This is a genomic window from Mesorhizobium sp. B2-3-12, assembly GCF_006442205.1.
Classification (GTDB): domain Bacteria; phylum Pseudomonadota; class Alphaproteobacteria; order Rhizobiales; family Rhizobiaceae; genus Mesorhizobium.
The window spans coordinates 164,516-177,317 of record NZ_VFVR01000008.1 but is presented as its reverse complement, the minus strand read 5'-3'; the positions used below and the strand labels follow the sequence as shown (position 1 = coordinate 177,317).

The following is a 12,802-nucleotide window of genomic DNA, read 5'->3' as shown; positions in this document are numbered from 1 at the left end:
CCATTGACGTAGATCACTCATATCTGCGATACCAACGCCAGCAGCGGCCCGGCGACGGGATTTCGTGCAGACGTTGGAGGAAAGGCGCCGTGGCAACCCAAGCTGATGCACAGGAACTGGCTTCCCTGCGGGCGCTCTCGGCCAGCATCGGGCTCAATCCCCATATGACACAGGCGGCGGGCGGCAACACTTCGCTCAAGGCCGGCGACACGCTGTGGATCAAGGCCTCGGGCACCTGGCTGAAGGATGCGCTCAGCGACGACATCATGGTGCCGGTGGCGATGGCGCCGCTGCTCGAGGCGGTCGAACGGCGCGATCCAGCCGCCGACAAGCCACAGGCCTTCGCCATCGAAGACCTCAATCCGCGTGGCCTGCGGCCGTCGATCGAAACCACCGTGCATGCCTTGATGCCGCAACGCGTGGTTTTGCATGTCCACTGCGTCGACACGATTTCGCTTGCAGTGCAAGCCGATGGCGAGACCGAGGTCGCCAGGCGGCTCAGCGGCATCGAATGGGCCTGGGTACCGTATTTCCGTCCGGGCCTGCCGCTTGCCCGCGGCATTGCCGAGAAGCTGCGGCCTGGGGTCGACGTGCTCATCCTTGGCAATCACGGGCTGGTGGTCGCGGCGGAAACCGTCGCAGGGGCCGAGGCTTTGCTGCACCGCGTCCGGTCGCTCCTGGCACGGCAGCCGCGCGCGACCGCCGCGCCGGATATCGCCGCCTTGACGGCGCTAGCCGACGGCTACCGATTGCCGGCGGATGTCGAGGCGCACGCGGTCGCCCTCGATCCGGAAAGCCTTGGCATGGCCGAGGCCGGCAGCCTTTATCCGGACCATGTCATCTTCCTTGGCCAAGGCTCGGTCGTTGCGAGGTCGGGCGAAGACGTGGCCGGCGTCACCGCGCGGCTCGGCGCGGCGCCCCCGGCAATCCTGTTTCCCGGTGCCGGCGTGCTGATGCGCGGCGACGCCAGCGCAGGTGCCGACGCCATGCAACGCTGCCTCGCCGACGTGACCGCGCGCGTCGACAGCAAGGCGCGGCTGAACTATCTCACCGCCGCCGAGAATGACGAACTGGTCAACTGGGACGCCGAGCAGTATCGCCAGATGCTCAACGCCGCCAACACGGCCTGACAAGGACGGACGACATGACGCCACTTGTCGTCGGCATCGATATCGGCACCTCCGGCGCCCGCGCCGTCGCCATGCGCCAGGATTTTTCCATTGCCGGCCAATCCGCCGTGCCTCTCGACAGGTTTGGCCAGAACCCTCGCGACCCCTCGGTTTGGTGGCAAGCGGTCCAGGCGGCGCTGGCGGAACTGCTTTCTGGCGTCGACCGCGCCGCGATCCGCGCCGTCGCCATCGACGGCACGTCGGGCACGCTGCTGCCGGTCGACATTGATGGGCGGCCTCTGGCCGAGCCGCTGATGTACAACGACAAGGTCGATGACGCCGCCATCCTGGCGGCGATCGTCCGCGAGGCGCCGGAAGCGAGCGCCGCCCACGGGGCGACTTCAGGCCTCGCCAAGGCTTTGCGGTTCCAGCATCAGCCCGGCATAGCGGCGGTGCTGCACCAGGCCGACTGGATCGCCGGCAACCTGTCCGGCCGCTTCGATGTCAGCGACGAGAACAATGCGCTCAAGACCGGCTATGACGTCGAGCAGCGCCGCTGGCCGGACTGGATCGCGGCCACCGGCATGCACATGGATCTGCTGCCTGATGTCGTGGAGCCGGGTGATGTCACCGGAACCCTCACCGCGGCCGCCGCCGAGCTTTTCGGCCTGCCGCGCGATGTGGTCGTGGTTGCCGGCACCACGGACGGCTGCGCCTCGTTCCTGGCGACGGGTGCGACAGCGGCCGGCGACGGCGTCACCGCGCTGGGGTCCTCGCTCACCATCAAGATCCTGTCCGAGCGGCCGATCTCGGCGCCGCGCTTCGGCATCTACAGCCATCGTCTTGGCGACAGCTGGCTGGCGGGCGGCGCCTCGAATTCCGGCGGCAAGGTGTTGGCCCGGCATTTTCCGCTCGCGCGGATCATCGAACTGAGTGCCACGATCGACCCCACGACCGAAACCGGCCTCGACTATTATCCGCTTGGCACGGCCGGCGAGCGGTTCCCGATCGCCGATCCGGCCTTGCCGCCGCGTCTCACCCCACGGCCTGCCGACGACGCCGATTACCTCAAGGCGATGTTCGAGGGCATGGCGGCGATCGAGGCGCTTGGCTACGGCAGGCTGGCCGAACTTGGCGCGCCCGCCCTGACATCGGTCAGGAGCGTCGGCGGCGGCGCGGCGAACCCGGTATGGACGGCGATCCGGCAGCGCAAGCTGGGCGTCGCTTTCCTGCCGGCCCTCTCGGACGAAGCGGCCGCCGGTACGGCACGGCTGGCGCTGAAGGGTGCAAGCGAGGCAGGGCTTCAATGAATGTGAAGAGGGCCGAACAGCTCGATGGCATCGCGGCGCTGGCGGAACGCTACGAAGTCTTCCTTCTCGACCAGTTCGGTGTGCTGCATGACGGCCAGACCCCCTATCCCGGCGCGGTGGCGGCACTGTCCACGCTGAAGCGCGCCGGCAAGACGGTGGTGCTGATTTCCAATTCCGGCAAGCGTGCCGGTCCGAACGAGGACCGCCTGCTGAAGCTCGGCTTCGCGGCCGGCAGTTGGGACCATTTCGTGTCCTCCGGCGAGGTGGCGTGGCGGCGTTTCCACGAAATGGCGGCGACCGGGGCGTTGCGGCCCGGCACCAAATGCCTGCTGATCAGCCGCGACGGCGATCGCAGCGCGATCAAAGGCCTGCCTTTCGCGCTGACCGAAGCCGGCGAGGATGCCGAACTCGTGCTGATCTCGGCCAGCGAAGGCGACCGCCACGACCTCGACCACTATCGCCGGCTGCTGGCTCCGGCAGCGGTGCGGCAAGTGCCGTGCTACTGCACCAATCCAGACAAGGTCATGCTGACGGCGGTAGGGCCCCGCTTTGGCGCGGGCGAGATCGCCGATCTCTACGAAAGTCTCGGCGGCGGCGTCACCCGCATCGGCAAGCCCTTTCCGGCGATCTTCGATGCCGCGCTCGCCCTGGCAGGCGAACCGGAGCGCGCCAGCGTGGTCTGCGTCGGCGACAGCGTCGAACACGATATTGCGGGCGGCAACGGTGTCGGCATCGCCACGGCGCTGGTGTCGGGTGGAATATTGGCCGACACGGCCGACCTCGCCGCCGTTTTCGACGGGCACAAGGTCTGGCCCGACTACATCACGGGATCGTTCAGCTTTCGCTGACCGCTTCGAGCATGCGCCTTGCGCTTTCCTCGTCGGTGATCAGGATCGTCGGCGCAATCAGGTTCATCGCTCCCAACAAGGCCTCGATCTTCTCCGCGCCACCCGAGGTCAGAATGCGGATCGGCGCCTTGCGCAGCCGGTCGACATCCACTGACATCACATGATTATTGACGGGATGGTCGACCAGATCGCCATTGCGGTCGTAGAAATGGAACAGCAGGTCACCGACGGCGCCGCGCGCCAGCAGCGCCTCGCGGTCCGCTTCCCTGAGGAAACCGCCGCGCGAGAAGGTGGTGGCCGAAGCAATGCCGCCGACACTCAGCAGAACGGCATCGAGCGCGTCGGCCATCTCAAAAACCTCCTGCAGGCCGCAGCGTTCGATCAGCGCGATCTTGGTCTCGACGCTGTCGACGACGGCTGGCGTCGGCATCAGATAGCCGTCGCCCTGGAAAATCTGGGCAAAGCGCCAGGCGAACTCGGCTGGGTTGACCCGGCGCGCGACGCCAACGCCGCCAAGCAGCGAAATCACCTTGAAATCGGTCAGCGATTTGGCGCTGATGAACGGCAAGGTGTGGAACAGCGTATTGCCCCAGCCGACGCCGACCTGCATGCCGGACTTCATCGCATCTGACAGGAACATGCCGGTCTTGGCGGCGATCGCCGGGATCGGATCGGCATTGGCCGCGGTCAACGGCGCCACCAGCGCCTGCTGCAGGCCGAAGGTCCTTTCAAGCGCGCGCTCCAGCCGCACGATCTCCAGAAGCTCGCTCTCGATTGTGATCTTGACCTCGTTGCGCGACCTGGCCTCCGCCAGCATGCGCACGATGGTGACGCGGCCGACGCCAAGCACATCGGCGATCTCGTTCTGCGTCATCTGCTCGACGAAATACATCCAGGCGGCGCGGATCCTGAGGCGGTCTGTCCGGCTCTCGCTGACGACCTGCTCGGCCGCTTCGGCTCCTGCTCGCCTCTCGTCGGCCCGCCTTTCCTCAATTTGTCGTCCCCTGGCCAAATCATTCCTCCCCCGCGGCGACGGGCGCGTGGCCGCCGCCGATTCTGCGTGCTGGTCTAGTATCGCCTATTGATCTACCAATCGATAGGAACAATGTAGAGGTGGTGGCCGGCCCACCGCGGCTGGTCCCGCACGGCACATTCGAGGCAAACCGCGATGCTCCGACAAATCTCCGAAGACGTTCGCGTCAACCTTAAGGACCGGCTGCGGGAAGTCCGCGACATCATCCGCCAGAGCCGCCATGACGGCGCCAGCGAGGCCAGCCTGCTGCGCGAAGCGACCAGCCATCTGCCGCCATTTCCGGGCAAAGGCATCGAAGGCCTGCTCAGCCATGCCGCCAGTGCCGTCGACGAAGCGCTGTCGATCGCCGAATCCTTCGTCCCGCACGAACGCCCGATAAGGGTGGACGGAACGACGGTGAAAGGTCTCGGCACCTATTTCCCGGCCGGGGACGAAGAACAGCAGTTGAGCGCCGAGCGCCTGTTCCGGCGCGACATGTATTACCTGACCAAGGCGGTGCTTGCCGGGCTCAAGATCGACAATGCCCGTATCCATGAAGCCGGATTCGCCGCTGTCCATGCGGCCATGCGCAAACGGCGTGCCGAGATGTTGGCCGCGCTTACCGCGCCCGATGCTGGATTGCAGGCCATCGCGGCGACGTGTTCGGCGTTGCTGGTCGAGTGCCTTGGCCAGCGCCCGATCCGTTTTGGTGACGCCGCCCCGGACGCGGTGGCAATGGGTGACAAGGCGCTCGAGGTAAGCTGCCTGGCGCCGGTCGTCCTGGCCTGCGGCCTGGCGACAACCGGCCGCGATGGCGCGCCGGAGCCCGATATGCTTGAGATCGCGATCCTGGCCGCCGACATCCGTCGTGACCGCATCGTCCAGGCCTGTGCCAAGGCGAGCCCGGTCGACGAATTGACGCCTGTCTTCGCCACCTTGCTTGCCCACTTGCCGTAAGCTCCAGCAGCAGCGGTCGCGGAAACTACTCCCCGGCCGTCATGGCCATGATCGTCTTCTTGGCGCGCTGGATCGAGGCCGGGCTCATCGACAGCTCGGTCAGGCCCATGTCCAGAAAGGCCGGAATGAGATCCGGCCGGCCCGCCGCCTCGCCGCACATGCCCACCATGATGCCGGCGGCGACGCCGGCCTTGGCCGTCAGCTCGATCGCCGACATGACCGCCGGATTGGTGACGTCGTTGAGCTTGGCAACGGTCGGGTTGAGCCTGTCGGCGGCCATGATGTACTGGGTGAGATCATTGGTGCCGATCGAGAAGAAAGCCACCTCCTTGGCCAGTGCCGGTGCGATCAGCACCGCGGCCGGGGTCTCGATCATCACGCCGAGATCGAATGTCGCGTGCGGCACGCCTTCGGCCTTCAGTTCGGCGGCGCATTCATCGACCAGAAGACGCGTCTGCCTCACCTCGCCGATATCAGACACCATCGGCAGCATCACCTTGATGTTGCCGTGCACGGCCGCCCTCAGCAGCGCCCTGAGTTGACGCTTGAAGATATCGGGACGGTCGAGGCACATGCGGATGCCGCGCCAGCCGAGGAACGGATTTTCCTCGTCGGGAAACTCGATGCCGGCGATCGGCTTGTCGCCGCCGATGTCGAGCGTGCGCACGATGACCGGATAGGGCGCGAAGGCCCTGGCCAGCGCCGCATAGGTCTCGGCCTGCATGTCTTCCGACGGCAGGCGCATATGGCGCATGAACAAAAGCTCGGTGCGGAACAGGCCGACGCCCATGGCGCCCGCCTCCTGTGCTGCTTCGATCTCCTCCAGCGAGCCGATATTGGCCGCGACCTCGATCACCCTGCCGTCAGCCAGCTTCGGCGTCACCGTCTTGAACGCGGTCAGGCCGGCACGCTCCTTTGCCGCCGCTTCGACACGGCCGGCGAAATCGGCGCGCGTCGCCGCGTCGGGATCGATGATCACCTGGCCACTGTTGCCGTCGAGCGCCACCTCTCGCGCCGTGCGCAAGGCGTTGACCTGGTCGCCAAGCCCCAGCACCGCCGGAATGCCGTGCGAACGGGCGATGATGGCGATATGCGAGGTGGCGCCGCCATGGCCGCACACCACGCCGCCGATGCGTTTCAGCGGCGCGCGCGCCAGATCCCAGGCGCCGATATCATCGGCGATCAGGATCGCACCCTGCGGGATGTTTTCGAGGCTCACGTCGTCCTGTCCGAGCAGCACCAGGCAAATCTGCCGCCCGACCGCGTGGACGTCGTCCGCCCGCGCATTGAGATAATGATCGTCGACGGCGCTGAAATCGGCGGCGATGGTGGAAGCGCCGGTGATCGTGGCCGAGATCGCGTCATTGCCGCCCTTGATCGCCTTTTCGGCCTCGCCGGTCAGGCTGTCGTCGGCGGCGATATCCCTGAGTGCCGCGACGATGCCGCGGTCTCCCGCCGACAGACTATCCTGCGCCAAGGCCCGATCCATGCGCGCCTGGACGGCGGCGACGGCGGCGCGGAACCTGTCGATCTCGCCGGCGATTTCTTCCGCCTGCAGCATACGGCCCTGCCCGGCGATGTCAGGCGGGAAATGCGCGAAGGCCGGCCCGATGGCGACGCCCTCGCTTGCGGCAACGCCGCGCAAACCACCTGCATCCTCCGATGCCGCCGGCACGGATTCGGTCGCCGGCGCCAGCGCCGTATCCTTGCCTGCGTCATTCGCCGGGGTGTGGGTTTCTTCGTCTTCCAGACCCGCCTTTGGGTTCTCGAGATAGCCGATCAGCGCCTCGATCGCCTCGATGGCGTCGGCGCCGTTCGCCCGCACGGTGACTTCCTGGTTTTCCTTGACCGCCAGCAGCATCAGCTTGACCGAGCTCTTGGCGCTGACCGCCTTGCCGTCCTTGACCAGTTCGACGTCGGATTCGAAACCCTTCGCGAGCTTCACGAAGCGCGTGGCGGGGCGGGCGTGCAAACCTTCATGCACTCTGACGATGGTCGAGCGTTCCATGGCAAATACTCTGCTTTTTTGGGCGCCAAAGCCAGACTGGGCGGGGCGCGAGTGCTTTCAGGCGGCGATTGTGATGATCGCGTCTGTCTTCAGGGCGGCGACAAGCGCCTGGGCATCGACCGGCGATGCGCAGATCTCGCCTGGCCTCTCGGCCTCCGGGGCGCCGTTGAACGAGATGACGACGTGGCCCATTTCGAGCACCTTGCTCCAGGCGCTGGAGCCGACCGCGGTTATGACGGCTGAAACCGGGCCGATGGTGATCGAAGCGCCCTTCGCGGGCGCTCCGTCACTCGGGCCTTGCTCCGTCCTGTGCAGGACGGAGACTTCGGCAAGCTCGGGCGGCGAGCCATCCGCGAACAGGATGACCACGCCTCCTTCGGCAAGGTCCGCCACTTCGGGTCCGATTGCAGTGACCCGTGTCTTGAGAAGAACCGACATATGGCGAACCTCGTTGTTGTTGGTTTTTTCAGAACACGATCAGGGAGACGACCCAGGCGATCAGCACCGAGACCGGACCCATGATCTGACGGCTGATGAGCACCGCCGGAACGCCGATTTCGATGGTCTTGGGCTTGGCCTCGCCGAGTGCCAGGCCGACGGGGACGAAGTCGCAGCCGACCTGGGTGTTGTAGGCAAACAGCGCCGGCAGGGCCATTGCCGGCGAAATCGTACCGTTGGCGATCTGCGGGCCGATGATGGCGACGCCGATGACCTGCGCGATGACGGCGCCTGGCCCCAGGATGGGCGACAGGAAAGGCAGGCCGCAGATCGCCGAGATGACCAGCAGACCGACGATGTTGTTGGCCAGCGGACCCATCGGCTGCGCCAGCACGTCGCCGATACCGGTATAGAGGATCAGGCCGATGAGCATGGTCACGAAGGCCATGAACGGCAGCACGTTGCGGATGACCTGGTCGATGGTGCGGCGGCCGGCATTGAAGAAAATGCCGACGACACGACCCATGACGCGGCCGATCGTGCTGATGAAACCGATCAGCCCGCCCTCGCTGGGCAGCGCCGCCGGGGTCGCGGTGTTGTTGGTAGAACTCATCGATGCTGCTCCCCCCGCAGTGGTGACCGCCTCGGAACCGTCGGCCATTGTGACGTCGGCCGGCTTGACGCCCGAAACATAAATATCCTCGGTGATGAACTGCGCGAGCGGCCCGGACTGACCGACCGGTGTCAGGTTGACGGTCGGGATACGCTTGCGCGGGTAGACGCCGCAGCGTGCGGTGCCGCCGCAGTCGACGACGACCACCGCCATTTCGCTTTCGATCGGCGGCGCCTTGAAGCCGTCGACGGCTTCGGCGCCGGTCATGTCGGCGATGAGTTGCGCCACCGGATGAATGCCGCCACCGGTGACGGAAACAACCTTGCTGCGCTGTTCGGTCGGCTCGATCACGAGCGGACCGCCCCACCCTGTTTTGCCCCGGGTGATCCTTACGGCTTTGTATGTCTTGGCCATGATGTCCTCCCCGCCCTTACAGCTCGACGCCCTGGCGGCGTGCCATGATGGCGGTGATGCGCTCGGTCAGCATGCCCTTGAGCAGAATGACGACGAGGCCGACGATGGCGTACCAGATTGCCACCTTGACGTGGTAACCGGCGACGACGGCGCCCTTCTTTTCCAGTTCCAGCAGCGCGACCAGAATGCCGCCCCAGACGAAATATTCGCCGGGGTTGATGTGCGGGAACAGGCCGAGCGGCGGATGCACGTAGGACACGGCCGCGTCATAGAAGGCGGGCTTGTGCTTCTCTTCCAGGAACGATCCGAACGTATAGGCCATCGGATTGGTGAGGAAGAACACCGCAAGCAGCGGCAGCAGCGTATAGCGCGTCAGCGCGATCCTGCCGGCGCCACGCGCCAGGCCATGAACGCGCTCTTCGCCGACCAGTTCGGTGACGGCGTAGAAGGCGGTCATCAGCACCACCAGCGTCGGAATGATGCCGGTGACGAAACCGGCGAACACTTCGCCGCCCTTCTGGAAGATGCCGATGAAGTACTTGCCGATGGCGGTCAGCCAGCCGAGCTGCTCTTCCTGCTGGACGTCCTTCAGCTTTTCCTTGAACTGGTCGACGGTAATCGGCCCGCTGTCGGCTTGCGCCAGGACAACGAGATGGTCGGAAGCATGCTCGACGGCAAGCTTGCCATGCAATGCAGCATCCGAAACCATGGCACTCGCGACATGCAAATTGTGCACGGCCATGTCGGCATGCTGCGCCAACAACGAAAATACAGACATTTCTCCTCCTTATGCCGGCCCGCCGGGTGATCCCGGTCGGCGCACGGCCTCCTCTATGCCCTTGCTACGTTCAAACCGGACAGGCCCGGCTTCTTCCCCGGCTCCGACCGTGCTTTGTCGATCTGTTCGATCGCCCGCTTCACGGCCTCGGCCACACCGGGTTCCCCCTCCCCCATGATCGCAGGGTTGGACCGGAGTCGATCGAGGGGAACACCCTCGAATTCTTCATGTCGCTTGAATTTGGTGAAGACGGAACGGCCGCTCATCACCATCATGCGGCGCACGATCAGGTCGGGCGTAACCACGACCAGCGCGATCGTGCCCTTGGCAAATCGGCCGCGAAAATTGCCGGCGCCGACGAAGCCATCCTTGTATTGGTCGGTGACGCCACGGAAGACATCCGAATAGTGCCGCATCTGCAGCCAGACGCCGAGCGACTGCAACGCCCACACAATAACCAGCAGAAGCAGTCCCCACTGCCAAATCGCCATTCGGTTCTCCTCCCGAGCCTCAATTGAAGTGCACCTTGGACCGGCGCGCGACAACAGCAAAGTGAGAACATTTGTTTCCGTGAATGTCAATATGTATGATATTGGCCGTGGCCACGGTCATCCACAGGGCCGCCGCACGATTTCGGCGGCGGCACGTCTGTGCTAGCCTGTGATGAAACGGGATGCATGCAATGGAACTGCCCTTCAGGGATGAACTGGCCCTCATGCCCGACCTGCGCCACAGGTTGCGGCAGTTGCGCTGGTTCCGTGCCACCTTTCGCGGCAGCGCCAAGGTCGTTTCTGACACATTCGGCGTGCGCTTCGAAATCGACGAGGCCAAGCTGACCCGGGCTTTTCTCGACTGGGTCGAGGTCATGGAGGCGCAGAAGCGCTTTGCCGCGATCGACCGCGCCGACTTCATCGTCTTTGCCGCCGGCCTCGTGCTGCGCGAACTGATCAAGCAGGCACCGGCCAGGGAGATCTCCGGCCTTACCCACCTTATCGAAACGGATCAGAATGCCAGCACGCTGGACATCATCCGCTTCTGGCCGGAAGGCTTTCTCTACACCAACTACTGCGTCTCGGTGATTTCGGCGATCCATGAGCAGGAATTCGGCTCGGCGCCCAGCATCGACAAATGCGCCGACGACCTGCGCACATGGTGGTCCTATCGCGAGAACGTCACCGAGATGCCGGCCTATGCCGTGGCATTCCTCGACCGCTTCCTGGGCGCGGAACCGAACTGGATCACGCCCGATCGCGCCCAATCCCGGCAGGCCATGCAGAGGGCGCTGGGGTCTTCCCGCGCCAGCGATGCGTTGCGCCAGCTTTGAGCCATCGCCGGTTCTCATGTCTCCCAAAAAACGCCGCACTATTGAACATTTGATTTTTTGCCGATAGCGATGTGCGAAATTTGACTTGAGGAGACGAGCGCGTGGCGCGAGCAAGGCCTATCATTTTCGATTGCGACGGCGTGCTGGTCGACAGCGAGCCCTTGGCCGCCAGGGCCTACGAGCGCGTCTACGAAAAGCACGGCATGCCGGGCGTTGACGGCGGCATCATCGCCCAGTGCGTCGGCATGAAACAGGCCGACATCATCGTCAGGATCAGGGAATTGACCGGCCATCAGTTTCCCGCGGCTGCCGACGGCGATATCTGGACCGAGACAAAAACTCTGTTTTCGCAGGAATTGAAGCCGACACCGGGAATCGCCGCATTCCTGGAAACGCTCGAAGGCGATCGCTGCGTTGCCTCATCATCCTCCGTCGAGCGCATAAACCACAGCCTGGCCATCACCGGACTGGCGCGGTTTTTCGGCGATGCCATCTATAGCTCCTCGATGGTCAAGAACGGCAAGCCGGCACCCGACATCTTTCTGTTCGCCGCGGCAAGGATGAGTGTCAATCCGGCCGACTGCATCGTCATCGAGGATTCGCCCTTCGGCATCCAGGGCGCGGTCGCCGCCGGCATGACGGCGATCGGCTACACCGGTGGCGGCCACACCTATCCGGAGCATGCCGCGCGGCTGATGGCCGCCGGTGCCGATTTCGTCTGCGCCGACTGGCATGAAGTTAGCCGGCAATTGGTTGGACTCGGTGTCCCTGCCTGAGTAAGGAAAGCTAGAGAGGATGGTTTGGCGGCCAGTCGCTGCGTGGAATTTCGGCGCCGACTCGGAAGTTGAATGACAAGACCCTCGTCGCATCGGCATCCACCTCGCATCGGAAGCTCAGTTGGTACCATGTGGTTGTCGTGCTGAAAGCCGCTTCGGAGCGGTCGAGTACATTACCGGTCTTCAGCGGGATCGTCGGCAGCCATTTGGGAGAATAGTCGGCACCCTGCAGCTCCTGGTCCAGCACGTTGGCGCAAAGGGTCGCAACGCGCTGACTGCGAGGCACGCCACTCATGGAACTCGTGGCCAACGCGTCGCCGGTAGCGCCCTGCGAGTAGAGTTTCCGAACCCCCGGAAGACCGGAGTACATCGGTGATCCAGCACCTGCGTCGTTCGTGGAATTTGAGGCGGTGGCCTTCCCGGGCCGGGACTTCAGGGCCTTTTCGGACTTGAACTTCATCGTCTTGACGGCTTTGGCTTTCGGCTTTTCGGGCGCGGGTCCGGGCTTGGCGTCGCTTTCGGTCGGCAACGGCTTTGGCGTTACGGCTGCTTGTTGATCGGCGGCTTGTGGCACAGCCTGCTGTTTGTCCGCGTCCTGCGTGACCTGCTTTTCCTCACTCGGCGTGGGCTTGGCGTCCGTCGGCTGGGTTGGCGGATTCTCGTCGGCCTTGCTCGCATCCGGCCGCTGCTCCGCGTTCACCGTCGCGGCAGGCTTGTTCTCGGCAGGCTTGTTCTCGGCAGGCTTGGGCATGACAGGAGGCTTCGCAGCGTCATCCTTCGCAGGCGACGGCGCATTGTCCTTGGCCGCGGTCCCATCCAGGGATTTCTTCGGCCCTGTATCTTTATCGCCATATTGAAAAACGCGCTTCAAAGCCGTGTCGTCAGGTTGTTTGCGCGGCTGTTCGGGCGGCTTTTCAACTTTCTGCTCGGGTGGCTTCTCAGCCTTCGATTCCGGTGGCTTCTCGGCTTTGGGCGGCTGCGGCTTCGGTTTTGGCTGATCGGGCGGGGGCACGAGCGCGACGCTTATCGGTTGCTCCTGCTGTGGCTCCTGAGAGGTTTTTGACAGGCCGTAGATGAAGAACGATGCGACAAGCGCATGCAGGATCAGCGATGCGGCCAAGCCCCAAAGCAGATTCCGGCGCCATTCGCGTGTCTCATCCTTCATCCTTTCCGATGTGGAATGAAATAGCGGCGGCTTCAAGCATAGGCTTGGAA

At 64.6% G+C, this 12,802-nt stretch carries 13 protein-coding genes; 6 read left to right on the top strand and 7 right to left on the bottom strand.

What is annotated here, in order from left to right:
• Positions 1-89 precede the first annotated feature (89 nt).
• From FJ948_RS22355 to FJ948_RS22345, 3 genes are read left to right on the top strand one after another with little or no spacing between them, the layout of a single operon-like run.
• Complete coding sequence (locus FJ948_RS22355; protein WP_140708209.1) at positions 90-1,130, top strand: class II aldolase/adducin family protein; 1,041 nt, start codon at positions 90-92, stop codon at positions 1,128-1,130.
• A gap of 14 nt (positions 1,131-1,144) precedes the next feature.
• Positions 1,145-2,419: an FGGY-family carbohydrate kinase gene (locus tag FJ948_RS22350; protein ID WP_140708207.1), complete on the top strand. Its 1,275-nt coding sequence runs from the start codon at positions 1,145-1,147 to the stop codon at positions 2,417-2,419.
• Entirely contained in the window at positions 2,416-3,267 is an 852-nt protein-coding gene (locus FJ948_RS22345) for a TIGR01459 family HAD-type hydrolase (protein WP_140708205.1), read from the top strand. The genes FJ948_RS22350 and FJ948_RS22345 overlap by 4 nt, the downstream gene beginning before the upstream one ends.
• On the opposite strand, the gene FJ948_RS22340 is transcribed toward FJ948_RS22345, so the two are convergent.
• Positions 3,254-4,279: a sugar-binding transcriptional regulator gene (locus FJ948_RS22340; protein ID WP_181173770.1), complete on the bottom strand. Its 1,026-nt coding sequence runs from the start codon at positions 4,277-4,279 to the stop codon at positions 3,254-3,256. The two genes, FJ948_RS22345 and FJ948_RS22340, sit on opposite strands and share 14 nt — an antisense overlap.
• Positions 4,280-4,435: 156 nt before the next feature.
• Between FJ948_RS22340 and FJ948_RS22335 the strand changes: the two genes are divergently transcribed.
• Positions 4,436-5,236: a hypothetical protein gene (locus FJ948_RS22335; protein ID WP_140708203.1), complete on the top strand. Its 801-nt coding sequence runs from the start codon at positions 4,436-4,438 to the stop codon at positions 5,234-5,236.
• A 25-nt stretch (positions 5,237-5,261) separates the two neighbouring features.
• On the opposite strand, the gene ptsP is transcribed toward FJ948_RS22335, so the two are convergent.
• Genes ptsP through FJ948_RS22310 form a run of 5 tightly spaced genes read right to left on the bottom strand, consistent with a single transcriptional unit; the run spans position 5,262 to position 9,978 of the window.
• Complete coding sequence (gene ptsP, locus FJ948_RS22330) at positions 5,262-7,244, bottom strand: phosphoenolpyruvate--protein phosphotransferase (protein WP_140708201.1); 1,983 nt, start codon at positions 7,242-7,244, stop codon at positions 5,262-5,264.
• Between the two features lie 57 nt (positions 7,245-7,301).
• On the bottom strand, positions 7,302-7,682 hold the full coding sequence (locus FJ948_RS22325; protein WP_140708199.1) for a PTS glucitol/sorbitol transporter subunit IIA: 381 nt from the start codon (positions 7,680-7,682) through the stop codon (positions 7,302-7,304).
• Between the two features lie 28 nt (positions 7,683-7,710).
• Positions 7,711-8,709, bottom strand: a complete 999-nt coding sequence (locus FJ948_RS22320) for a PTS glucitol/sorbitol transporter subunit IIB (protein WP_140708197.1) — start codon at positions 8,707-8,709, stop codon at positions 7,711-7,713.
• A gap of 16 nt (positions 8,710-8,725) precedes the next feature.
• Positions 8,726-9,487 (bottom strand): PTS glucitol/sorbitol transporter subunit IIC, encoded by a 762-nt coding sequence (locus FJ948_RS22315; RefSeq protein ID WP_140708195.1) that lies wholly within the window; start codon positions 9,485-9,487, stop codon positions 8,726-8,728.
• A gap of 53 nt (positions 9,488-9,540) precedes the next feature.
• Positions 9,541-9,978 (bottom strand): transcriptional regulator GutM, encoded by a 438-nt coding sequence (locus tag FJ948_RS22310; protein WP_140708193.1) that lies wholly within the window; start codon positions 9,976-9,978, stop codon positions 9,541-9,543.
• Between the two features lie 191 nt (positions 9,979-10,169).
• On the opposite strand from FJ948_RS22310, the gene FJ948_RS22305 reads away from it, so the two are divergent.
• Positions 10,170-10,811 (top strand): hypothetical protein, encoded by a 642-nt coding sequence (locus FJ948_RS22305; protein WP_140708191.1) that lies wholly within the window; start codon positions 10,170-10,172, stop codon positions 10,809-10,811.
• A 101-nt stretch (positions 10,812-10,912) separates the two neighbouring features.
• The gene (locus FJ948_RS22300) at positions 10,913-11,587 is read left to right on the top strand and encodes an HAD family phosphatase (protein WP_140708189.1); all 675 of its coding nucleotides are present in this window, start codon (positions 10,913-10,915) and stop codon (positions 11,585-11,587) included.
• 10 nt (positions 11,588-11,597) lie between these two features.
• On the opposite strand, the gene FJ948_RS22295 is transcribed toward FJ948_RS22300, so the two are convergent.
• Positions 11,598-12,752 (bottom strand): DUF930 domain-containing protein, encoded by a 1,155-nt coding sequence (locus FJ948_RS22295; protein WP_140708187.1) that lies wholly within the window; start codon positions 12,750-12,752, stop codon positions 11,598-11,600.
• Positions 12,753-12,802 lie beyond the last annotated feature (50 nt).